Below are 22,205 nucleotides of genomic sequence, written 5' to 3'. Positions count from 1 at the left end.
ATTTTGATAGTTGCGTAGCATGTTCCAGAGTTCTCTTGCGAACTCGACATTGTTACACAACGAATCAGAAAATGCATTCCAATACTGTATATTCAAACAGGTCGGATTGTGTCATAATTAGCCGTTTCTGCCGTTTGTCCTTCAAACAAACCAGGCATCCGAGTCTCTACCGGGAAAGGTGAATGGATAAGATCGAAGTACGGGGCGCCCGCACCCATAATCTCAAGAATATCAACCTCATAATCCCTCGCGACAAGCTTATTGTCGTGACCGGGCTTTCGGGGTCTGGCAAATCATCACTGGCTTTCGACACCTTGTATGCCGAAGGACAGCGCCGTTACGTTGAATCGCTTTCTGCCTATGCGCGTCAGTTTTTGTCGCTGATGGAAAAGCCGGACGTTGACCACATTGAAGGGTTATCGCCTGCCATTTCTATTGAGCAAAAATCAACATCGCACAACCCGCGCTCAACGGTCGGCACCATTACTGAAATTCACGACTACCTGCGCCTGCTGTTTGCCCGCGTAGGCGAACCGCGCTGCCCGGACCATGACGTGCCGCTGGCGGCGCAAACCGTCAGCCAAATGGTGGATAACGTGCTGGCACAGCCGGAAGGCAAACGCCTGATGTTGCTGGCCCCCATCATTAAAGACCGAAAAGGCGAGCACGCGAAAACGCTGGAGAACCTGGCAAGCCAGGGTTACATCCGCGCCCGTATCGACGGTGAAGTGTGCGATCTGTCCGATCCGCCAAAACTTGAGCTGCAAAAGAAACACACCATTGAAGTGGTCATTGACCGCTTTAAAGTGCGTGAAGACCTCACGCAGCGCTTAGCCGAATCGTTTGAAACCGCGCTGGATCTCTCCGGTGGGTCGGCGATTGTGGCTGACATGGACGATCCAAAAGCCGAAGAGCTGCTCTTCTCGGCGAACTTTGCCTGTCCGATTTGCGGCTACAGCATGCGCGAGCTGGAACCGCGTCTGTTCTCGTTCAACAACCCGGCGGGTGCGTGTCCAACCTGCGACGGTCTGGGCGTGCAGCAATATTTCGATCCGGATCGCGTGATCCAGAATCCCGAGCTTTCGCTGGCGGGTGGTGCGATTCGCGGCTGGGATCGCCGTAATTTCTACTATTTCCAGATGCTGAAATCACTGGCGGAGCACTACAAATTCGACGTTGATGCACCGTGGGGCAGCCTGGGCGCAAATGTTCATAAAGTGGTGCTGTACGGTTCTGGAAAAGAGAATATTGAATTCAAATACATGAACGATCGCGGCGATACTTCCGTGCGTCGCCATCCGTTTGAAGGCGTGCTGCATAACATGGAACGCCGTTATAAAGAGACAGAATCCAGCGCCGTGCGCGAAGAACTGTCGAAATTTATCAGCAACCGTTCCTGTACCTCCTGTGAGGGTACGCGTCTGAAGCGCGAGGCTCGCCACGTCTTTGTCGAGAACACGGCGCTGCCGACCATCTCGGATATGAGCATCGGCCATGCAATGGATTTCTTCACGAATCTCAAGCTTGCGGGCCAACGCGCGCAAATTGCCGAGAAAATCCTGAAAGAGATCGGCGATCGTCTGAAGTTCCTGGTCAACGTCGGCCTGAACTATCTGTCACTTTCTCGCTCGGCAGAAACCCTCTCCGGCGGTGAAGCGCAGCGTATCCGTCTGGCAAGCCAGATTGGTGCGGGTCTGGTTGGCGTGATGTACGTGCTGGATGAGCCGTCAATCGGCTTGCACCAGCGCGATAACGAGCGTCTGCTCGGCACGCTGATTCATCTGCGTAACCTCGGCAATACGGTGATTGTGGTTGAGCACGATGAAGATGCGATCCGCGCCGCTGACCATGTGATCGACATCGGTCCTGGTGCTGGCGTGCACGGTGGTCAGGTCGTGGCCGAAGGCACGCTGAAAGACATTATGGCGGTGCCGGAATCCTTGACCGGCCAGTTCATGAGCGGAAAACGTAAAATTGAAGTACCGAAGCAGCGCGTCGCGGCCAATCCGGAAAAAGTGTTGAAACTAACCGGTGCGCGTGGCAACAACCTGAAAGATGTGACTCTGACGCTGCCGGTGGGGCTGTTCACCTGCGTAACAGGCGTGTCGGGTTCCGGTAAATCGACGCTGATTAACGACACGCTGTTCCCGATTGCGCAGACTCAGCTAAACGGCGCAACGCTGGCAGAACCCGCGCCATATCGCGAGATTCATGGCCTGGAACATTTCGATAAAGTTATCGATATCGACCAAAGCCCGATTGGTCGTACGCCGCGCTCTAACCCGGCGACCTATACCGGCGTGTTTACGCCTGTACGTGAACTGTTTGCCGGTGTTCCTGAATCACGTTCGCGCGGGTATACGCCGGGACGTTTCAGCTTTAACGTGCGCGGCGGACGCTGTGAAGCCTGTCAGGGTGACGGCGTGATCAAAGTCGAAATGCACTTCTTGCCGGATATTTATGTGCCGTGCGATCAGTGCAGAGGCAAACGCTATAACCGCGAAACGCTGGAGATTAAGTACAAAGGCAAAACGATCCACGAAGTGCTGGATATGACCATCGAAGAAGCGCGTGAGTTCTTTGATGCAGTGCCTGCGCTGGCGCGTAAGCTGCAAACGCTGATGGACGTGGGGTTGACCTACATTCGTCTGGGGCAATCGGCGACAACGCTGTCCGGCGGTGAGGCACAGCGCGTGAAGCTGGCGCGTGAGCTGTCGAAACGCGGGACGGGTCAGACGCTGTATATCCTGGACGAACCGACCACCGGTTTGCACTTTGCCGATATTCAGCAGTTGCTTGAGGTGCTGCATCAGTTGCGCGATCAGGGCAACACGATCGTGGTGATTGAGCACAACCTGGACGTCATCAAAACCGCTGACTGGATTGTGGATCTGGGTCCAGAAGGCGGCAGCGGCGGCGGTGAAATCCTTGTCTCCGGTACGCCAGAGACGGTGGCTGAGTGCGAAGCCTCGCACACCGCGCGCTTCCTGAAACCTCTGCTGTAGTTCTTAGACTGAAAGTTGCTGCCGGGTCGTGTCCGGCAGCAACTCGATGGCCTGCTGATAAGACGCATCCACCAGATAGTAAATCTGCGAATCCGGCAGCGATCCGTCGAGATAAATCGTGCTCCAGTGCGCTTTATTCAGATGCTTGCTGGGACGCACATCGCTGTGCTGCTGACGCAGCAAATCCGCGAGCTCCGGACTGGTTTTTAACGAGGCTGCCGGACGACCTTCGACATCTTTCACCATCGCAAACAACACATCGGCCACTTTGATTTGCGTGGCTTTCCATTCGCTGTGAACGCTTTGTTCAGCGCCGGTTTTGTTCATGCAGTATTGCAATATCTCCGAAACTGTCATCTGTGTTCCCCTTTCAGTGGGTTGAATGCGACCTGAGAAACTGCCCCTTTAAGTGTGCAGCAAGACGGCGAAAGGTAAACCCAGGCAAGCCTGATTTGTTCAAAAAATAATCACAACTCAGTATTCGGAATTTACAATCACCTCTTCCCCGAACGCTCCCGCCATCGGCAACGGACGATATGTCGAGTTTGAAGCCCGTAACACGCGGATGCCTCTGGCACCGACATCGCGGGCTGCAGTGATATCGTTATCCGAATCACCATAGAAAACTTTGATATTTTTCTGTTCCAGCCACTGTGTTTTGGTGTTTTGCCCCGCTTTGTCGCCCGCAAAAATCACCGGATTCATGTTTGCAGACGGAATCGCAAAATCGCCCTGCAGCGTTTTAGAGACTGTTTCGGTTTTGGTCTGGCTACGACCCGTCACGAAATAGATACTGTCGCCGCGTTTAACGTGCATGGCGATCAGCGCGCGGCCGACTTCTTTCGGAATGCTGAATTCATCCCAGCCGTTATTCATTTTTTCCCAGAATTCAGGATTTTTGAGGTATTCCTCGTTGGCTGGCGAGAAGGTTTTTTTACCGCGCCAGAAGCCAGGGCTCGAGAAAAGGACGGTATCGTCGATATCGAAACCGACAGCCATAGGCGCGCGGCCCATCAGACTGTTTTCAATTTGTGCCACAGAGACCCAGTGAATGGGGGCTTGTTCAGCCAAAATGGCGGCGGTAGTACCGGTATAAAGTGGTGTCGGTGCAGAAGCGCGGGCGACGACTGCATTATTTAGCGAGAACAATAAGCAGGCGGCGCTGAGCGCCAGTGTGATCTTGCGCATGTATTCCCCTGAATATTCTATTTTTTATGCTTTTAAATTGAGCGAATGGTCAAAAAACTATCAGACCATAACCTCTGAAGCAGATGATGGGAAGACAATTCTTAATATTAACCCTGGTAGAATGAGGGATATCACAGAGGCAGCCGTCAGATACGAACCCTCTCTGCGTGAGAGAGGGTTTGTTGGTAAGCACTTACATCACAGCAGCGAACGCCTGTGCAACACGCTGGACGTTGTGGGCGTTTAGACCCGCGACACACATGCGGCCACTGGCGATCAGGTAGACGCCAAACTCTTCACGCAGACGGTCGACCTGTGCCGCGCTCAGACCGGTGTAACTGAACATACCGCGCTGTTTGAGCAGATAATCAAAGTTATGCCCCGGCACGGTCTCTTTCAGTACGTTCACCAGTTCCTGACGCATCGCCAGGATTCGCTTACGCATGGCTTCGACTTCCGCAAGCCACAGCGATTTCAACTCGTCGTCACCGAGAACGGTCGCCACTACCTGCGCGCCAAAGGCCGGCGGGCTTGAATAGATACGGCGAACGGTGGCTTTAAGTTGCCCCAGCACACGCCCGGCGGCCTCTTCATCTTCACAGATAACGGACAAGCCGCCGACACGCTCGCCGTACAGTGAGAAGATTTTTGAGAAGGAGTTGCTGACCAGTGCAGGCAATCCGGCGCTGGCAATGGCGCGAATGGCGTAGGCATCTTCTTCCATGCCTGCGCCGAAGCCCTGATAGGCGATATCGAGGAACGGGAGCAGATTGCGTGTTTTCAGAACCTCAATCACCGCATCCCACTGATCGTTGGTCAGATCAGCGCCGGTCGGGTTATGGCAGCACGGATGCAGCAGGACAATGCTGCGTTCCGGGAGCGTATTGAGCTTTTCCAGAAGCGCATTAACGCGCACGCCGTTGGTTTCATTGTCGAACCACGGATAGGTGTTCACGACAAAACCCGCGCCTTCAAAGATCGCGACGTGGTTTTCCCATGTAGGGTCGCTGACCCATACGCCTGATTCCGGGAAGTATTTCTTCAAAAAGTCTGCACCGACCTTCAGCGCACCGGAGCCGCCCAGCGTCTGAATAGTCGCCACACGCTTTTTCTGCAACACCAAATGATCGGCCCCGAAAAGCAGCGGCGCAATGGTATTGCGATAGGTGTTCAGCCCTTCCATCGGCAGATAAAGCGACGCGCCATGCGGCACTGAATTCATGCGCGCTTCGGCTTCGGTGACGGCTTTTAGCTGAGGAATAATGCCGTCTTCGTTGTAATACAGACCGATGCTCAGGTTCACTTTGTCGCTGCGCGGATCTTCTTTAAAACGCTCCATTAAGGAGAGGATGGGGTCGCCGGCGTAGGCGTCAACTTTCTGGAACACGCGATGGTTCTCCGGATATCTAAGAGGCAGGTATTTCAACAATAAACCGGAAGTGAAAGAAGGTCGAGAGGATGTTAATGAAGTTGGGGTACGGCCTGTTTGCCTGCACCCCAAATGCCCCGTCAAAAGAAGAAAACAGGTTAGTCGATGTATTTCATCGCCACGCGAGACGTCAGACGCGTGATAAGTTCGTAAGCACTCACTTTCGTGATTTCAGCAATCCGCTCAACAGGCAAACCTTCGCCCCACAGCACAACGGCATCACCCGCTTTATCCTGAGCGTCTGGCCCCAGATCGACGCAAATCATGTCCATCGCGACACGGCCGACAATCTTCACCTCACGGCCATTCACCAGCACTGGCGTTCCCGAAGGTGCCGCGCGCGGATAACCGTCGCCATAACCCATCGCCACAACGCCCAGGCGCGTATCGCTCTCGCTCACCCATGTGCCGCCATAACCAACCGGTTCACCCGCTTTGTGCTCGCGCACAGCGATCAGGTTCGACACCAAAGACATTACCGGCTGCAGACCAAAATCAGGGCCCCAGGGTTTGTTTTCCAGCGGTGAAACGCCGTAAAGAATGATGCCAGGCCGCGCCCAGTCAAAGTGCGATTGCGGCCACAGCAAAATGCCGCCAGAGGCCGCGATGGAACGCATGCCCGGTTTGCCTTCGCAAAAGGTATTAAAAATATCGAGCTGCTGCTCCGTTGCGCCACATTCCGGTTCGTCGGCGCGGGCAAAATGGCTGACGATATTCACCGGCTGGTGCACGTTTTTGCACTGGCTTAAGCGCTGATAAAACGCCTCGGCCTGTTCCGGACGCACGCCCAGGCGATGCATGCCCGTATCAAGCTTCATCCACACGGTCACCGGTTCGCTCAGTTCAGCCGTTTCCAACGCCAGCAGCTGTTCTTCATTATGAATTGCGGTGTGCAGATGCTGATCGGCAATCGTCGTCAGGTCAGTAGCTTCAAAGAAACCTTCTAACAACAGAATGGGTTGCGTAATACCGCCCGCGCGTAAGCGTAGGGCTTCTTCGAGACGGGCGACGCCAAAGGCATCGGCATCAGGGAGCGTTCGCGCGGTCTCAAGAAGACCGTGTCCGTAAGCGTTCGCTTTCACGACTGCAACGAGTTTACTGGCGGGCGCCAGTTCACGCAGACGTTGCAGGTTGTGTCGCAGAGCGCGGCGGTTAATGACTACAGTTGCCGCTTGCATTTGAATTCCTTGCCGTAAAGAAAAAGTATTCCTCTAAATCATTTGCGTCACAGCAAGGCGGCAAGACTGTAAATCCCCGGGTGATTAGATAACTAAGCGACCGGGGTGAACGGGTAAAGCCAACGCCGCTGTGGCGCGAAGGATGACGAGGAATTATTCGTCGTCGTATTGAGGTCCCGCATAATTATCGAAGCGCGACCATTGTCCGTTAAAGGTCAGGCGCACCGTACCGATCGGGCCGTTACGCTGCTTACCAATAATGATTTCTGCGATGCCTTTCATGTCGCTGTTTTCGTGATAAACCTCGTCACGATAGATGAACATGATCAAGTCGGCATCCTGCTCGATGGAGCCAGATTCACGCAAGTCTGAGTTAACCGGGCGCTTGTCAGCACGTTGCTCCAGGGAGCGGTTAAGCTGAGAAAGTGCGACGACGGGCACCTGTAATTCTTTCGCTAACGCCTTGAGCGAGCGAGATATTTCGGCGATTTCCAGCGTACGGTTATCCGACAGCGACGGAACGCGCATCAGCTGCAGGTAGTCGATCATGATGAGACCAATGCCGCCGTGCTCACGGGCAATACGACGCGCGCGCGAGCGCACTTCGGACGGCGTCAGGCCGGAAGAGTCATCGATATAAATATTACGTTTTTCCAGCAGGATGCCCATGGTGCCAGAGATGCGCGCCCAGTCCTCATCATCGAGCTGGCCGGTACGGATGCGGGTCTGATCGACGCGTGACAGCGACGCCAGGGTACGCATCATGATCTGGTCTGAAGGCATTTCCAGACTAAAGATAAGTACCGGTTTATCCTGCAACATCGCCGCATTTTCGACGATGTTCATCGCAAATGTCGTTTTACCCATCGACGGACGTGCCGCGACAATAATCAGATCCGACGGCTGCAAACCGGCGGTTTTTTTATTCAGGTCGTCATAACCGGTGTTCACGCCCGTGACGCCGTCGTGCGGCTGCTGGAACAGCGCTTCGATGCGCGCAACCGTCGAATCAAGCACGTCGGCGATATTGCGCGGGCCGTCATCTTTATTTGCCCGGCTTTCGGCAATTTTAAATACGCGTGATTCCGCGAGATCCAGCAGATCTTCACTGGTCCGGCCCTGTGGATCAAAACCGGCTTCGGCGATTTCGTTTGCTACGGCGATCATTTCACGCACAACCGCACGTTCGCGCACAATGTCAGCGTACGCGCTGATGTTCGCCGCACTTGGCGTGTTTTTTGATAACTCTGCGAGGTAGGCGAAACCACCGACGCTATCCAGTTGCCCCTGACGCTCAAGCGATTCCGCGAGCGTGATCAGGTCAATCGGGCTGCCCGACTCCTGCAGACGCGCCATTTCGGTGAAAATATGGCGGTGCGGACGGGTATAGAAATCGTCAGACACGACACGCTCGGCGACATCGTCCCAGCGTTCGTTGTCCAGCATTAAACCGCCCAACACCGACTGTTCCGCTTCAATCGAGTGCGGCGGGACCTTTAGCCCGGCAACCTGGAGGTCGCGGTCACGGGGTTCAGTCTGTTTGTTGAAGGGTTTATTTCCTGCCATAGTGAATGGAGTTACCGAGATAAAGAATGGGTCGAAAGATTACCACATTTTCTGGAGGAATCATGGCAACGCGCATTGAATTTCACAAGCATGGTGGCCCCGAAGTACTCAAAGCGGTGGAGTTCACTCCAGCCGCGCCTGGTGAGAACGAAGTCCAGGTAGAAAATAAAGCGATTGGCATCAACTACATCGACACCTATATTCGCGGCGGGCTGTATCCGCCACCGACCATGCCGAGCGGTTTGGGAACCGAAGCGGCGGGCGTGGTGGTCAAAGTCGGCAGCGCCGTTAAGCATATTAAAGAAGGCGACCGCGTGGTGTATGCGCAGTCGGCGCTGGGTGCTTACAGCTCTGTTCATAACGTCCCTGCCGATAAAGCTGCAGTACTGCCCAATGCCATCTCGTTTGAGCAAGCCGCAGCATCATTTCTCAAAGGGCTAACGGTCTTCTATCTGCTGCGTAAAACCTACGAAATCAAACCGGATGAGCCGTTCCTGTTCCATGCTGCCGCAGGCGGCGTAGGGTTAATCGCCTGTCAGTGGGCGAAGGCGCTGGGCGCAAAACTGATCGGCACCGTCGGCAGTGCGCAAAAGGCGCAGCGTGCAAAACAGGCTGGTGCATGGCAAGTGATTAACTATCGTGAAGAGATCATTGCGGAGCGGGTGAAAGAGATCACCGGCGGTAAAAAGCTGCGCGTGGTGTATGACTCTGTGGGGAAAGACACCTGGGAAGCCTCGCTGGATTGCCTGCAACGCCGCGGGCTGATGGTGAGCTTTGGTAATTCCTCCGGCGCAGTGACGGGCGTTAACCTGGGCATTTTGAACCAGAAAGGCTCGCTGTATGTGACTCGCCCTTCCCTTCAGGGATATATCACTACGCGTGATGAATTGACCGAAGCCAGTAACGAATTGTTCTCGTTGATCGCCAGCGGCGTCATTAAAGTGGATGTGTCTGATGCGCAGAAATATCCGCTGAGCGAGGCGCAGCGCGCGCATGAGGTGCTGGAAAGTCGTGCGACAGAGGGATCGAGTTTGCTGCTTCCCTAATTTGCTCGTTTCCCCTCAATAATTCATGTTGCAGAAAGGCGGCAATTGAATAAATCCCCGGGAGCTTACGCAAGTAAATGACTGGGGTGAATGAAAGCAGCCAACGCATCTGCGGCTTGAATTATGACGGGGATATAAGAAATTGGGCTTCCCGTGGGAAGCCCTTTCTTTTTTTAGTTCGGCTGTATGTAGGGTACAGCGCGATGAATTCTTTAACGGCAACAATAGTGACAGATTTGATAAGTAAATCCTATTCTGTTCTAAGCCGTGCTGCCGGAAAAGTTACAGGTATGTGACGAACGCCTCAATACCTTAGTAACGAAAGCGGTTATTGCGCTGATAATTTGGGACTTTTGGCGGTTTCACTGCCCTTATGACCCACACAACCGCAATCGCCAGCAGTAACCACGGCAACAGTTTGATCATCAGCGCAAACAACCCGCCGACGAACATCAGCGCCGTGGCGACAACCAGCGCGGCGATAATCCCGAGCAATGAAATACCCGTCACCATCAGCATGACAAAAAATCCAATCACAAAAAGTAGTTCTAGCATGGCGCTCTCCCGAATATCCCACAACGATGCCAAAGCTATTACAAGAAACGTGCCAAAATTAACTTACTGATTTAGAAAAAAAACGCCCCGCAGCGATGTGCAGGGCGTGGTGAATTTGACGATCTTTTAGTGAAAATTATCGTTTGTCGGCGACCAGGCGCAGAGCGTGTTCCAGCACTTCAATATCTGCGCCCGCTTTATGCGCATTTTCACTCAGGTAACGACGCCATTGACGCGCGCCCGGAATTCCCTGGAAAAGCCCAAGCATATGGCGGGTGACGTGCCCCAGATAGGTGCCATTGCTCAGCTCACGTTCGATGTAGGGATACATCGCACGCACCACGGCAACCGGATCGCTGTCCGCACCCTCAATACCGAAGATTTCGCGGTCGACCGTCGCCAGAATACCCGGATTTTGGTACGCCTCACGCCCAACCATCACGCCATCCATATGCTGCAGGTGCGTTTTAGCCTCTTCGAGAGATTTAATGCCACCGTTGATCGACATCGTCAGATGCGGAAAATCACGCTTGAGTTGATACACACGCGGGTAATCCAGCGGCGGGATCTCGCGGTTTTCTTTCGGGCTAAGACCCGACAGCCAGGCTTTGCGTGCGTGAATGATAAACGTCTCGCACTCGCCTTTCCCGGCAACGGTATCAATGAAATCACACAGGAATTCGTAGCTGTCCTGATCGTCGATTCCAATACGCGTTTTGACGGTAACAGGAATCGACACCACGTCGCGCATCGCTTTAATGCCATCAGCCACCAGCTGCGCGTTGCCCATCAGACAGGCGCCAAACATGCCGTTCTGCACGCGATCGGACGGACAACCCACATTGAGGTTAATTTCGTCGTAGCCACGCGCTTCTGCAAGCTTTGCACATTCTGCCAGCGCGGCAGGATCGCTGCCCCCCAACTGCAGCGCCACAGGATGCTCTTCTTCGCTGTAGGCCAGATAGTCGCCCTTACCGTGAATAATCGCTCCGGTGGTCACCATTTCGGTGTACAGCAGCGTGTGACGAGACAACTGACGCAGAAAGTAGCGGCAATGTCTGTCCGTCCAGTCGAGCATCGGCGCGATGGAGAAACGGTGTGCAGGGAAAGTGGACTTTAATTCTGACGACATGGCGAAGTTTTAGGCATCTGCTGGAAAAGGGGCGCTACTATAGCACAAAGAAAACCGGAGGCGCATGGCCTCCGGATCTCCTTAGAACGTCACGCTCAACTGCGCGCCGGCGCCCCAGGTTTCGTCTTCGCCATACAGACCCATCAGATCCACATGGACGGTGTTGAACGGTGCAAATCCGACACCACCGGTGAACACGTTGCTATCGTTACCCTTCACATCCGCACGGTAACCGGCACGGACTGCCAGCCAGCTCAGCGGGGTGACTTCCGCACCGACGCCCACGTATTGTGAGTTTTCTTCACTTTTGAAGCCTTTGGTTTCGGTGAGGTCGCCATCAGCCGTTAAGGTCAGCAGATCGGTGTGCCACGCCACGCCAGCGGTCACCAACGGACGGATCTGGTAGGTATCTTTATAGTTCACCACCTCTCCCGTACGGCCATTACGGATACGGATGTCTTTGGTATCGATATCACGAGACATCAGGTTCTGCCCGCTCAAGCCTACCGTCCAGTTTTCGCCAAAATCAGCGGTCACACCGGCATCGACGTTAAAACCGGTATCGTCTGTACGGTAGCGGCTGCTGTTCCAGTCGTTGCTGTCGTAGTCGTAAATGGACGTGGTGTAGTTGTAGAGCCAGGTTTTCTGCAGTTTTGGTGTGATACCCACGGAAACTGGAACATCCGCAATATCAAACTGGCGGGCAACCGCAACACCGTAGTCAGAGACAATCGCTGCCCGGCCTGACGCCGTGGAGTTAAGGTTTTTGGTAATTTGATCGGTGCCGTTTAATGCGGCGTCCAGTGCAACCCCACCCGCGACAATTTTGCTGTTCTGGATGCTGCGCAGATAGTCGATATCTTGCTGATCGATAGAAGAGCTTACGCGCGCATGCGCATTGCCTTTCGCCACAAAGGCCACTGAGAGCACGTTATTAGGAATACTGACCGCAATACCTGCACCCGCATTTGCCCGCGCCGTTTTGCCTTTTAGACTGCTGAGTTCGTCAGCGAGATCTTTTGCCGCGCCCTGGAACTGATTAACAGAACCTAATGGGTTAGCGATAATCTCTGCTGCAGTTAGACTGTCCACAACATCGCTGTAGTGGTCAACTTTGTCACTGATGTCGTCGATTTGATCCTGAAGATTATCTTTATCCGTAATTCTGGCGCCAACGGACGGCAAAATGACGGTAATGTCATCATCCGGTTTAGCTTTAGCCAACAGCGCCGGGTTGATTAACACCCCGCTGCCATAATTGCCCGCCGCCACACCCGTACCACCCATTGCATCGCTACGCGCTTCCGTCCAGGTATTAGCGGCAGACGCCTGATTTGCCATCAGCAGAGATACAGCAATGCTAACCACCGAAAATTTAAAAGTTTTTTTCACAGTATGCCCGTCTTATAGTGTTATTAAACAACCCCCGCTATTTACGCCCATACGGGAGCGAACTATTGCTGTGAATAGGAACCAAAAGACCTGCTATTTCCTTAAGTTAAATCACCCAACTGGCCTATTGTATTTGTGACGGCCCTCAATATTTATAGAAGAGGAAATTATTTTCGCCCAGGTTTTCCGTCATGGGGACCAAAAAACTGCGGGGGATGGTCGACCCAACGGTCTTCTCGAGTGGCGGCATACATCGGGTTAAGCGGGTAGTAGATACGGTTGTGTTTTTTGTTCGCTTCCCCTACTACCAGCAGTCGTACATCTTCGTCGGTGTTGTTGATAAAGGTGTGGCATACGCCCGTTCCGGCAGGAAAACCGACGCTGTCCCCTGGCTCTAGCTTCCACAGATAACCGTTGATCCACACTTGCGGATGACCTTCAATAACGTGGATAAACTCTTCCTCGTCACTTTCTGCATGCGGATAGGAAGTGCGACGACCCGGCGGTAAGCGCTCATGATGGATTCCAATACGCCTTAGCCCCATTTTGCGAGCCAGCGGCGCACCAATTGCAAAGCGTTCTTCACTGTCCGGATACGTCGAATCGTCTGCTCCCTCGACGTCGCGCCAGTGTTGAATGCAGTCAGGTCTTTTCATTGTTTATCTCCCCATATTGCGTTGCGTCAGGTATAGCACACCGCGTGGGATCTCGGCGTTTTTAACAGAACATGATAAAGTGGGGGTTTTCCGGCCTACTACTCTTCGAGGTGCAAATGGATAAGACCACAACGCAGGAGCTGCTCGTGCAAGCTGAAAAGCTCTGCGCGCAACGCAATGTGCGCCTGACCCCGCAGCGCCTTGAAGTTTTGCGTCTGATGAGCCTCCAACAAAACGCGATCAGCGCTTACGATTTGCTTGATCTGCTGCGTGTTAACGAGCCGCAGGCTAAACCGCCGACGGTTTACCGTGCGCTCGATTTCCTGCTGGAACAAGGCTTTGTGCATAAAGTGGAATCAACAAACAGCTATGTGCTTTGCCACTTGTTCGATCAACCGACGCACACATCTGCGATGTTTATCTGCGACCGATGCGGAGCCGTGAAGGAAAAAGCGGCGGAAGGGGTAGAAGACATTATGCATTCGCTGGCGGCCAAAATGGGCTTTGCGCTACGTCATAATGTGATTGAAGCACATGGCCTGTGTTCGGCCTGTGTGGAGGTGGAAGCGTGCAGTCATCAAGATGCGTGTCAGCACGATCACTCAATTCATGTAAAAAAGAAGCCGCGCTAAAATGCAAATCGGGCGGCCTTTAAGCCGCCCTCAGGGATAGTACGTCCATGTATTTTCGGGTAGAACTTTTCGCTACAGAATTACCTACCAGCGATAATCGTGACGTTTTTCCCAATCACCGACCTCTTTCTCGGCCTGATCTTTCTGGTAACCGTAACGTTCCTGAATTTTACCGACCAGTTGGTCACGCTTACCTTCGATAATGGTCATATCATCGTCAGTCAGCTTACCCCACTGCTCTTTCGCTTTACCTTTAAACTGTTTCCAGTTACCGCCGATTTCGTCTTTATTCATAATCATGTCCTCATCGTTCGGTTATCACGTAAATTTGTATCGTCCGTTACGTTCATTTCCTGCTGGACGTGATAATAATTGTAGATAAGGATTCGGCAGTCGTTTCGATATTCAGAATCTTTAACCATTTTGCCAAAAGAAGCCGCTACGAGAACCAGCTGTTTTTGCGCCAGTGACGCCGCCAGATAACCCACAGCGACAGGCCTCGCAGAGCAAGAAAGACAGCTAACGCCAGCCACAAACCATGGTTCCCCAAATAGGGGACGGTGAGCAAGGTCAAACCGAAACCCGCCGCGGCGACCGCCATGCTATTGCGCATTTCCGCGCCCCGGGTCGCACCAATGAACATGCCATCCAGCAAATAACACCAGACACCCACCACCGGTAAAACCACTTGCCAGAAAATGTAATGACGAGCCAGCTCACGCAGTTCAGGTAATGACGTCAGAAGGGCGACAATATGCCCACCAAAGAGAGCGTAAATCAGCGCAAACACCAGTGCGACCAACCCGGACTGACGACAGGCAGCACGCCAGACTTCTTGTAATTTTCCGGCCTGCCGCGCACCGTATGCCTGACCCGAGTGGGCCTCAACGGCATAGGCAAAACCATCCAGCGCATAAGCGGTAAACGTCAGTAGCGTCATCAGCACCGCGTTGACCGCAACGATCTCAGGCCCAAGACGCGCGCCCAATACGGTCATCGCACCGAAGCATAGCTGGAGCAACAGAGAGCGCAACATGATGTCGCGGTTCAGCGCCAGCAGCTTGCGCATATTGCCCCGCCAGGCATTTTTCAGCATCGCGAGCGAAACGCCACGCATCACCAATACACGTTTGACCATCCATAAGCCGATAAAGAACGTGGCATATTCCGCGACAACGGTTGCCAGTGCGGCACCCTGCACATTCATATGCAAACCCATCACCAGCCACAGATCGAGAACGATATTCAGGACATTCCCCACCACCAGCAAAATGACCGGGGCACGGACATATTGCACACCGAGTAGCCAGCCAAGCAGAACGAGGTTAGCGAGTGAAGCAGGGGCGCTGAGCCAGCGAATCTCCAGAAAACGGCGCGCCTGTTCCAGCACGGCTTCGCTGCCACCGACAATATGCAGCGCCAGATCGATCAGAGGTGTACGCAATACGACAATCAGTAGCCCGGCACCTAACGCCAGGATCAGCGGCTGAACCAGCGCCCGCCCAAGGCGTACCGGATCTTTCGCGCCAAAGGCCTGGGCGGTCAGTCCGGTCGTGCTCATGCGCAAAAACAGGAGCAGCATAAAGAGGAAGCTGGTCGCCATCGCACCAATCGCGATGCCACCTAAATAGACGGGAGAATCAAGATGTCCAATGACGCCCGTATCCACCAGTCCAAGCAAAGGAACGGTGATATTGGAAAAAATCATTGGCAGCGCAAGACGCCATAATGCCTTGTCTGAAGTTGTCAGCAGAGACATAGGAAATTACCGGAAGCGAGATAAGACAGTCAGGCTGCGTGGATGACGCAGCCTGTCAGAGAGAAATTACAGCCATTCACCGTTGCGGATAACGCCAACCGCCAACCCTTCAATAGAGAAGGTTTGCTCGCGCAGATCCACCAGAATCGGAGAAAACTCACTGTTTTCAGGCAGAAGTTGCACGGTGTTACCCTGTTTTTTCAGGCGCTTAACCGTGACTTCGTCGTCAATACGCGCAACAACAACCTGTCCGTTGCGCACATCCTGAGTTTTATGTACCGCCAACAGATCGCCGTCCAGAATACCAATATCCTTCATGGACATACCGCTAACACGCAGTAAGAAATCTGCGCTCGGCTTAAACATACCCGGATCAACCTGATAGTGGCCTTCAATGTGCTGCTGTGCCAGCAACGGCTCACCCGCCGCAACGCGACCGATAAGAGGGATGCCCGTTTCTTCTTCCACCAGTAAGCGGATACCGCGAGACGCGCCTGAAACAATCTCAAGAACGCCTTTACGTGCCAGCGCTTTAAGATGCTCTTCCGCGGCGTTTGGTGAACGGAAGCCCAGGCGCTGTGCGATTTCCGCACGCGTGGGTGGCATTCCCGTCTGGCTGATGTGATCCCTGATGAGATCAAACACCTCTTGCTGTCTGGCCGTTAACGCTTTCATTCCGCCCCCTGGGTGTATATACAGTTATGCTGTGAGTATATACAGTCAAAGGCGAATTTGGAATCAAAAACTGCACAAAAAACCAGAGACTTATTCGATTCCTGAAAGCTTATCGAAAATGTGACCAAAGGAGGGTGACCCAGGTAATGGCAGCGATGATAATCGCCAGCAGTACAGCGGCAGAGCCCATGTCTTTCGCACGACCAGAAAGTTCGTGGAAATCAGAGCCAATACGGTCAACAACGGCTTCGATAGCGCTGTTGAGAATTTCCACTATCATCACCAACAGTACTGAGCTGATGAGAAGTACGCGGGTGATAGCATCAACATCAAGGAAGCACGCGATAATCACGGCAATAATTGCGGCAACGCCTTCTTGCCGGAAGGCGGCTTCATTTATCCATGCCGCGCGGAAACCTTTCCATGAATAACCGGCAGCTTTGATGATTCGGGTAAACCCAGTGGTATTATTGGCCATTAAAAGAACCTTTTATTAGATTTAGCGTCAGTAACAAGGGCTGCGGCGGGTTTCGCAGCAGCCTGAAGTATGACGGGTAACAACAGAAATCTTGCGCGCTTTCTGTTATCCTTGCGCCGCAATTGCATTATTAACCAGAGGCTTTACATCGTTTATGTCCGGCTGGCCACGAATTTACTACAAATTACTTAATTTACCATTAAGCGTACTGGTAAAAAGTAAGTCTATCCCGGCGGAACCCGCGCTGGAATTAGGGCTCGATACCTCACGCCCTATTATGTACGTTTTGCCTTATAACTCGAAGGCAGACTTACTCACGCTGCGCGCCCAATGTCTGGCGCACGATTTACCGGATCCTTTGGAACCCCTGGAAATCGACGGCACCCTTCTCCCTCGCTATGTGTTTATCCACGGCGGGCCGCGCGTGTTTACCTATTACACGCCGAAAGAAGAGTCGATCAAACTGTTCCACGACTATCTTGATCTGCACCGCAGCAACCCCGATCTGGATGTCCAGATGGTGCCGGTGTCGGTGATGTTTGGTCGTCGTCCAGGGCGTCAAAAAGGTGAAGAGAATCCGCCGTTGCGCATGCTTAACGGCGTCCAAAAATTCTTTGCCGTGTCATGGTTGGGTCGCGATAGTTTTGTTCGTTTCTCGCCGTCGGTGTCGTTACGCCACATGGCTGATGAGCACGGCACCGATAAAATTATCGCCCAAAAACTGGCACGCGTTGCGCGTATGCACTTCGCCCGTCAGCGTTTAGCCGCTGTGGGGCCACGCTTACCTGCGCGTCAGGATCTGTTCAACAAACTGCTGGCATCCAAAGCGATTGCTCGCGCGGTTGAAGACGAAGCGCGAAGCAAGAAAATCTCCCATGAGAAAGCGCAGCAAAACGCTATCGCACTGATGGAAGAGATTGCCGCGAACTTCTCTTACGAGATGATCCGTCTGTCTGACCGTATCCTGAGCTTCACCTGGAACCGTCTGTACCAGGGGATTAACGTTCACAACGCCGAGCGTGTGCGCCAGTTGGCCCACGACGGCCATGAGATTGTCTATGTGCCTTGCCACCGCAGCCACATGGATTATCTGCTGCTCTCCTACGTGCTCTATCACCAGGGGCTGGTTCCGCCGCATATCGCCGCCGGGATCAACCTGAATTTCTGGCCAGCAGGTCCGATTTTCCGCCGACTGGGCGCGTTCTTTATTCGTCGTACCTTCAAGGGCAACAAGCTCTATTCAACGGTATTCCGCGAATATCTGGGCGAACTGTTCAGCCGCGGCTACTCCGTAGAGTACTTTGTCGAAGGTGGTCGTTCCCGTACCGGTCGTCTGCTCGATCCGAAAACCGGGACGCTGTCGATGACCATTCAGGCCATGCTGCGCGGCGGTACACGTCCTATTACGCTGGTGCCGATTTATATCGGTTACGAGCACGTGATGGAAGTGGGCACTTACGCTAAAGAGCTGCGTGGCGCGACGAAAGAGAAAGAGAGCTTACCGCAGATGCTGCGCGGTCTGAGCAAGCTGCGTAATCTCGGTCAGGGCTACGTTAACTTTGGCGAACCGATGCCACTGATGACGTATCTGAACCAGCATGTACCAGAATGGCGAGAGTCTATCGATCCGATCGAAGCCATTCGCCCGGCGTGGTTGACGCCTACGGTAAACAATATTGCTGCCGATTTGATGGTGCGTATTAACAATGCGGGTGCGGCTAACGCCATGAACCTGTGTTGTACCGCGCTACTGGCCTCGCGTCAGCGCTCACTGACGCGCGAACAGCTAACCGAACAGCTCGACTGTTATCTCGACATGATGCGCCATGTTCCGTACTCAACGGACTCAACCGTACCGTCTGTGACGGCGGGTCAACTGATTGACCATGCGCTGCAAATGAACAAGTTCGAGGTCGAGAAGGACACGATTGGTGACATCATCATTCTGCCGCGCGAGCAGGCGGTGTTGATGACGTACTATCGCAACAATATCGCGCATATGCTGATGCTGCCGTCGTTGATGGCTGCCATCATCACTCAGCACCGTCGTATTTCCCGTCAGGAAATACTGCGTCATGTTGAAGTGCTTTACCCGATGTTGAAAGCGGAGTTGTTCCTGCGCTGGAGCAAAGACGAGCTGGCGGCAGAGCTGGATAAATTGACCGAAGAGTTGCTCCGTCAGGGGTTGATCGCGGTGAAAGGCGATGAGCTGCATATCAATCCGTCACGTTCTCGCACGCTTCAACTGCTGGCTGCTGGCGCACGAGAGACGCTGCAACGCTACGCCATCACCTTCTGGCTGCTGAGCGCTAATCCGTCCATTAACCGTGGAACGCTGGAAAAAGAGAGCCGCACGTTGGCTCAGCGTTTGTCTGTGCTGCACGGCATCAACGCACCAGAATTCTTCGATAAAGCGGTGTTTAGCTCATTGGTGCTGACGCTGCGTGACGAAGGTTATATCAGCGATACCGGAGATGCCGAGCCTGGTGAAACCATGAAGGTTTATCAGATGCTGGCGGAACTGATTACGTCTGATGTGCGTTTGACGATTGAGAGTGCAACGCAGGACGAGTAGCGGGTTTCTGCGATCCGCTTTAGTGCGGAAACTAAAACGGCAACCTGATGGTTGCCGTTTTGCTTTGGCCTTGTGCGGCCTGATGCCCTCACCCCAACCCTCTCCCACAGGGAGAGGGAGAAGACATCAAAAACGACAACGGTGTTACCGTTTTGTTTTTGGCCTTGTGCGGTCTGATGCCCTCACCCCAGCCCTCTCCCACAGGGAGAGGGAGAAGACATCAAAAACGACAACGAGGTTGCCGTTTTGCTTTTGGCCTTGTGCGGTCTGTTGCCCTCACCCCAGCCCTCTCCCACGGGAGAGGGAGCAAACACTAAAAACGGTCACTATCGAGACCGTTTTGCGTTGACCTAAGACCAGTAACTCATCGCCAGACCTAAAAACAGCACCAGTCCAACGTAGTTATTATTCAGGAAGGCTTTAAAGCAGGCTTCACGATCGCGCCTGGCGATCAGCTTTTGCTGATACGCAAACAACAGTCCCGCCACCAGCACCGACCAGTAAAACTCCCAGTTCAGCCCGTTCAGACGGCCAATGACCACCATCAGCGCCAGTACGGCGACCTGCAATATCCCAATGATCAGCTTGTCGTGACGACCGAATAAAATCGCCGTCGATTTGATGCCGATTTTCAGGTCATCATCACGGTCGACCATAGCGTATTGAGTGTCGTAGGCCACCGCCCACAAGATGTTGGCGAGAAACATCAGCCAGCAGCTCAGCGGCACGGACTCACTGACGGCAGCAAACGCCATGGGAATTGACCAGCCGAACGCTGCGCCTAGCACCACCTGCGGCAAATGCGTATAACGCTTCATGAACGGATATACCCACGCCAGCGCCAGCGCCGCCACCGAAAGCAAAATCGTCATGGTATTAAGCGTGAGCACCAGCAGGAAAGCGAGTACGACCAGCACAACAAACAGCGTGCGCGCCTCTTTTTCCGATACCTGGCCGCTGGGCAGTGGGCGATTGGCGGTGCGTTTAACGTGTCCGTCAAACTTACGATCGGCATAATCATTCACCACGCAACCCGCCGCGCGCATCAGCCAGACGCCAGCCACGAAGACCGCCAGGATCCACAGCGGTGGCAAACCGGGAGCCGCGACCCACAGTGCCCACAGCGTTGGCCACAGCAGCAGCAAAGCACCGATCGGTTTATCTGTTCGCATCAGGCGGTGAAAGGCCAGCAGCTTATCCTGCGTCAGACTCCACTCCATTTTCATATCCTCTTAGTACAACGGCGATGCGGGCAAAAACAGTTCCGTCAGCATTAACGGTTTGCCGCTTAAGCGCAGGCGGGAACGGCGTCCCCACAGATCGGCATCGCGCCCTATTTCAATAAAATCACGGGTGAGCTCGGACGACGTAAAAAGATAGCGTCCCAGCGGGGTTTTACCCAATGTTTGCAGAGCCAGTTCTGGGCCAGAAAGCGTGGATTCCGGAACGACGGTGCGCCCGGCAAGCCATGGCTCGCCATCCGCGCATAGCAGGATTTCACGCAGCCAGTAGCGTTCTTCTTTTGGCAACAACGGTAGCTCGCTGGAGACCTCATCAGCGGACACAAATCCTTCCTGAATCAGCGTCACGGTGACGTTTTTCCCCTGCTGCTCAAAACGTTTCGTCATGGAATCTTCCAGCAGCAACCAGTCGAGTTGCTCAGGGCTCAGCGCGGGTATTTGGTCAAAATAGCGCAGCGCACGCAGTTGCGTTAGCGCAGGGTGTGACATGCCAGACTCTCCGATACATAACGTATGGCTATTGTATCGCAGAAATGCAGGTTGGGGGCGTTCAAACGTGGATTAGCGAACATTATCGCAACAGTGGCGCAACAGCATAAACAGCGCCAAAAAAAGTGCGCCCACTCAGGCGCACTAAACTACTGACAAAATCAGCACTGTGGGGAGACGGTCACCCCTTGCCTTTTACACTGCTGATAAAGGTCGAACGGGCAGTGGTTGAACCTAAACGCTCAGCTTCATCAAGCAGCTTCAGCGCTTTGTCGACATCGCCGCTATCAACGGCCTGTTTGATCGCTTTGTTGAAGTAGGTTTCAGTATCGTTCAGTACCGGTGCAGATTTTTTCACCGGAGCAAGTGCAGGAGCGGCAGCAGTCGTTGCTGGCGCTGCATAAGCTGGCGCAGGCGCTGCGGTGTTGCCCACAGTGACAGGCCCGGTAGAAGAAGAACCAAAGAGCGGCCCGACCAGAACACTTGAGGCGCTATTGGTAGACACTTTCAATTTCACAACGCCGTCTGTGGTATGACGGGCAATAGGATCCGGGATATCCGGTACAGCGTTACCGATACCTTTGGCATAGGCTTTTGCCGGGTCCAGCAGCGTTGTTGTTTGCTGGAGATCTTTGTCAGTCGTGAAGACCAGCACATAGATCTTCTGCTGACCCAACGCTGGCGTCAGGCGCATCACCCCACCAAGACGATCGGCGCTCATCACACCGGGTTCTTGATAGGTAAAGTATTCGCTTGGGAAGAATGCAGATGGCGTCAGATTCTGATCGAGAATCAACACATTCGGTGCAAAAACGCTGGTTTGTTTGTTCACTTCACTGGAGAGCGTCAAGGTCAGCTCACCAATGTTTGCCGGCACGCTATAGGCCGCTACGGGGCCAGTGATACCAGGGACATTCAGGGTTTGGCCACCGGTCGAAAGCTGAGTCGTTTGCGTTTTAGACTGATCGACTGGGGTCCATACAAGTTGCTGCAACGCCGCCGCCGGAATAGCCGGAGCCGTCGTTGTATTCTGTGGAACAAAATTCACATTTGCGAGCGTGATGGCAGGAACGCTGGCCAATAATCCCGCTGATAAGCAAAGGGCTACGAGACTTTTCTTCATTTTCATTGTTATCACCTCATAAAGCACAGGTTCAGCGGTAGCCGGGCAATAGCGCGCCGTTCCTAAGGGATAGAGGGGCTTTCGCC

At 53.6% G+C, this 22,205-nt stretch carries 20 protein-coding genes; 4 read left to right on the top strand and 16 right to left on the bottom strand.

The window, feature by feature from the left end:
* The first annotated feature begins 182 nt into the window (after positions 1-182).
* The gene (gene uvrA / locus AC07RN_RS10525) at positions 183-3,005 is read left to right on the top strand and encodes an excinuclease ABC subunit UvrA (protein ID WP_011915523.1); all 2,823 of its coding nucleotides are present in this window, start codon (positions 183-185) and stop codon (positions 3,003-3,005) included.
* 3 nt (positions 3,006-3,008) lie between these two features.
* Here uvrA and AC07RN_RS10520 read toward each other — a convergent pair whose 3' ends face one another.
* The 5 genes from AC07RN_RS10520 to dnaB all read right to left on the bottom strand — a co-directional run bounded on the left by AC07RN_RS10520 (position 3,009) and on the right by dnaB (position 8,366).
* Complete coding sequence (locus AC07RN_RS10520) at positions 3,009-3,362, bottom strand: MmcQ/YjbR family DNA-binding protein (RefSeq protein WP_478336317.1); 354 nt, start codon at positions 3,360-3,362, stop codon at positions 3,009-3,011.
* A gap of 117 nt (positions 3,363-3,479) precedes the next feature.
* A complete protein-coding gene (gene aphA, locus AC07RN_RS10515; RefSeq protein WP_235134516.1) occupies positions 3,480-4,193 on the bottom strand; it encodes an acid phosphatase AphA in 714 nt (237 codons plus the stop codon).
* A gap of 193 nt (positions 4,194-4,386) precedes the next feature.
* On the bottom strand, positions 4,387-5,580 hold the full coding sequence (gene tyrB / locus AC07RN_RS10510) for an aromatic amino acid transaminase (protein ID WP_478336316.1): 1,194 nt from the start codon (positions 5,578-5,580) through the stop codon (positions 4,387-4,389).
* A 140-nt stretch (positions 5,581-5,720) separates the two neighbouring features.
* A complete protein-coding gene (gene alr / locus AC07RN_RS10505; protein ID WP_011915519.1) occupies positions 5,721-6,800 on the bottom strand; it encodes an alanine racemase in 1,080 nt (359 codons plus the stop codon).
* Between the two features lie 153 nt (positions 6,801-6,953).
* Positions 6,954-8,366 (bottom strand): replicative DNA helicase, encoded by a 1,413-nt coding sequence (gene dnaB / locus AC07RN_RS10500; RefSeq protein WP_478336315.1) that lies wholly within the window; start codon positions 8,364-8,366, stop codon positions 6,954-6,956.
* A gap of 62 nt (positions 8,367-8,428) precedes the next feature.
* On the opposite strand from dnaB, the gene AC07RN_RS10495 reads away from it, so the two are divergent.
* Positions 8,429-9,412, top strand: a complete 984-nt coding sequence (locus tag AC07RN_RS10495; RefSeq protein WP_478336314.1) for an NADPH:quinone reductase — start codon at positions 8,429-8,431, stop codon at positions 9,410-9,412.
* A 312-nt stretch (positions 9,413-9,724) separates the two neighbouring features.
* Here AC07RN_RS10495 and pspG read toward each other — a convergent pair whose 3' ends face one another.
* The 4 genes from pspG to AC07RN_RS10475 all read right to left on the bottom strand — a co-directional run bounded on the left by pspG (position 9,725) and on the right by AC07RN_RS10475 (position 13,147).
* A complete protein-coding gene (gene pspG / locus AC07RN_RS10490) occupies positions 9,725-9,967 on the bottom strand; it encodes an envelope stress response protein PspG (protein WP_235134514.1) in 243 nt (80 codons plus the stop codon).
* Positions 9,968-10,103: 136 nt separating this feature from the next.
* Positions 10,104-11,099, bottom strand: a complete 996-nt coding sequence (gene dusA / locus AC07RN_RS10485) for a tRNA dihydrouridine(20/20a) synthase DusA (protein ID WP_011915515.1) — start codon at positions 11,097-11,099, stop codon at positions 10,104-10,106.
* A gap of 81 nt (positions 11,100-11,180) precedes the next feature.
* Entirely contained in the window at positions 11,181-12,440 is a 1,260-nt protein-coding gene (locus AC07RN_RS10480) for a conjugal transfer protein TraF (RefSeq protein WP_235135686.1), read from the bottom strand.
* 218 nt (positions 12,441-12,658) lie between these two features.
* Positions 12,659-13,147, bottom strand: coding sequence for a cupin domain-containing protein (locus AC07RN_RS10475; protein ID WP_235134513.1), 489 nt, complete (start codon positions 13,145-13,147; stop codon positions 12,659-12,661).
* A gap of 116 nt (positions 13,148-13,263) precedes the next feature.
* Here AC07RN_RS10475 and zur point away from each other — a divergent pair, with 116 nt between their 5' ends.
* On the top strand, positions 13,264-13,779 hold the full coding sequence (zur, locus tag AC07RN_RS10470) for a zinc uptake transcriptional repressor Zur (RefSeq protein ID WP_041689221.1): 516 nt from the start codon (positions 13,264-13,266) through the stop codon (positions 13,777-13,779).
* Positions 13,780-13,863: 84 nt separating this feature from the next.
* Here the strand turns inward: zur and AC07RN_RS10465 are convergent, their stop codons facing one another.
* From AC07RN_RS10465 to AC07RN_RS10450, 4 genes are all read right to left on the bottom strand, one after another.
* A complete protein-coding gene (locus AC07RN_RS10465; protein WP_059179840.1) occupies positions 13,864-14,073 on the bottom strand; it encodes a CsbD family protein in 210 nt (69 codons plus the stop codon).
* A gap of 145 nt (positions 14,074-14,218) precedes the next feature.
* Positions 14,219-15,538: an MATE family efflux transporter DinF gene (gene dinF / locus AC07RN_RS10460; protein WP_478336313.1), complete on the bottom strand. Its 1,320-nt coding sequence runs from the start codon at positions 15,536-15,538 to the stop codon at positions 14,219-14,221.
* Between the two features lie 66 nt (positions 15,539-15,604).
* Positions 15,605-16,213, bottom strand: a complete 609-nt coding sequence (gene lexA, locus AC07RN_RS10455) for a transcriptional repressor LexA (protein WP_478336312.1) — start codon at positions 16,211-16,213, stop codon at positions 15,605-15,607.
* A 109-nt stretch (positions 16,214-16,322) separates the two neighbouring features.
* Positions 16,323-16,691 (bottom strand): diacylglycerol kinase, encoded by a 369-nt coding sequence (locus AC07RN_RS10450; protein ID WP_011915508.1) that lies wholly within the window; start codon positions 16,689-16,691, stop codon positions 16,323-16,325.
* Between the two features lie 154 nt (positions 16,692-16,845).
* Here AC07RN_RS10450 and plsB point away from each other — a divergent pair, with 154 nt between their 5' ends.
* The gene (gene plsB / locus AC07RN_RS10445; protein ID WP_478336311.1) at positions 16,846-19,266 is read left to right on the top strand and encodes a glycerol-3-phosphate 1-O-acyltransferase PlsB; all 2,421 of its coding nucleotides are present in this window, start codon (positions 16,846-16,848) and stop codon (positions 19,264-19,266) included.
* A gap of 350 nt (positions 19,267-19,616) precedes the next feature.
* On the opposite strand, the gene ubiA is transcribed toward plsB, so the two are convergent.
* From ubiA to malM, 3 genes are all read right to left on the bottom strand, one after another.
* Entirely contained in the window at positions 19,617-20,486 is an 870-nt protein-coding gene (gene ubiA / locus AC07RN_RS10440) for a 4-hydroxybenzoate octaprenyltransferase (protein WP_449554903.1), read from the bottom strand.
* A 12-nt stretch (positions 20,487-20,498) separates the two neighbouring features.
* Positions 20,499-20,996 carry a chorismate lyase gene (gene ubiC, locus AC07RN_RS10435; RefSeq protein WP_133631991.1) on the bottom strand — a complete coding sequence of 166 codons (498 nt, stop codon included), beginning with the start codon at positions 20,994-20,996 and terminating at the stop codon, positions 20,499-20,501.
* 181 nt (positions 20,997-21,177) lie between these two features.
* Positions 21,178-22,125 carry a maltose operon protein MalM gene (gene malM / locus AC07RN_RS10430; RefSeq protein ID WP_478336310.1) on the bottom strand — a complete coding sequence of 316 codons (948 nt, stop codon included), beginning with the start codon at positions 22,123-22,125 and terminating at the stop codon, positions 21,178-21,180.
* Positions 22,126-22,205: the final 80 nt, after the last annotated feature.

The organism is Lelliottia sp. GFLA7 (assembly GCF_056490165.1).
Note: the sequence above shows the minus strand (reverse complement) of the source record. Positions and strands in the feature narration are given on the sequence as shown.

Bases quoted from the DNA above. Each gene is read 5' to 3' on its own strand.
- dnaB (WP_478336315.1), bottom strand. From the start codon at position 8,366: ATGGCAGGAAATAAACCCTTCAACAAACAGACTGAACCCCGTGACCGC.
- dusA (WP_011915515.1), bottom strand. From the start codon at position 11,099: ATGTCGTCAGAATTAAAGTCCACTTTCCCTGCACACCGTTTCTCCATC.
- uvrA (WP_011915523.1), top strand. From the start codon at position 183: ATGGATAAGATCGAAGTACGGGGCGCCCGCACCCATAATCTCAAGAAT.
- AC07RN_RS10475 (WP_235134513.1), bottom strand. From the start codon at position 13,147: ATGAAAAGACCTGACTGCATTCAACACTGGCGCGACGTCGAGGGAGCA.
- plsB (WP_478336311.1), top strand. From the start codon at position 16,846: ATGTCCGGCTGGCCACGAATTTACTACAAATTACTTAATTTACCATTA.
- pspG (WP_235134514.1), bottom strand. From the start codon at position 9,967: ATGCTAGAACTACTTTTTGTGATTGGATTTTTTGTCATGCTGATGGTG.
- AC07RN_RS10450 (WP_011915508.1), bottom strand. From the start codon at position 16,691: ATGGCCAATAATACCACTGGGTTTACCCGAATCATCAAAGCTGCCGGT.
- AC07RN_RS10465 (WP_059179840.1), bottom strand. From the start codon at position 14,073: ATGAATAAAGACGAAATCGGCGGTAACTGGAAACAGTTTAAAGGTAAA.
- aphA (WP_235134516.1), bottom strand. From the start codon at position 4,193: ATGCGCAAGATCACACTGGCGCTCAGCGCCGCCTGCTTATTGTTCTCG.
- zur (WP_041689221.1), top strand. From the start codon at position 13,264: ATGGATAAGACCACAACGCAGGAGCTGCTCGTGCAAGCTGAAAAGCTC.
- dinF (WP_478336313.1), bottom strand. From the start codon at position 15,538: ATGTCTCTGCTGACAACTTCAGACAAGGCATTATGGCGTCTTGCGCTG.
- ubiC (WP_133631991.1), bottom strand. From the start codon at position 20,996: ATGTCACACCCTGCGCTAACGCAACTGCGTGCGCTGCGCTATTTTGAC.
- AC07RN_RS10480 (WP_235135686.1), bottom strand. From the start codon at position 12,440: ATGGCAAATCAGGCGTCTGCCGCTAATACCTGGACGGAAGCGCGTAGC.
- malM (WP_478336310.1), bottom strand. From the start codon at position 22,125: ATGAAAATGAAGAAAAGTCTCGTAGCCCTTTGCTTATCAGCGGGATTA.
- lexA (WP_478336312.1), bottom strand. From the start codon at position 16,213: ATGAAAGCGTTAACGGCCAGACAGCAAGAGGTGTTTGATCTCATCAGG.
- AC07RN_RS10495 (WP_478336314.1), top strand. From the start codon at position 8,429: ATGGCAACGCGCATTGAATTTCACAAGCATGGTGGCCCCGAAGTACTC.
- ubiA (WP_449554903.1), bottom strand. From the start codon at position 20,486: ATGGAGTGGAGTCTGACGCAGGATAAGCTGCTGGCCTTTCACCGCCTG.
- AC07RN_RS10520 (WP_478336317.1), bottom strand. From the start codon at position 3,362: ATGACAGTTTCGGAGATATTGCAATACTGCATGAACAAAACCGGCGCT.
- alr (WP_011915519.1), bottom strand. From the start codon at position 6,800: ATGCAAGCGGCAACTGTAGTCATTAACCGCCGCGCTCTGCGACACAAC.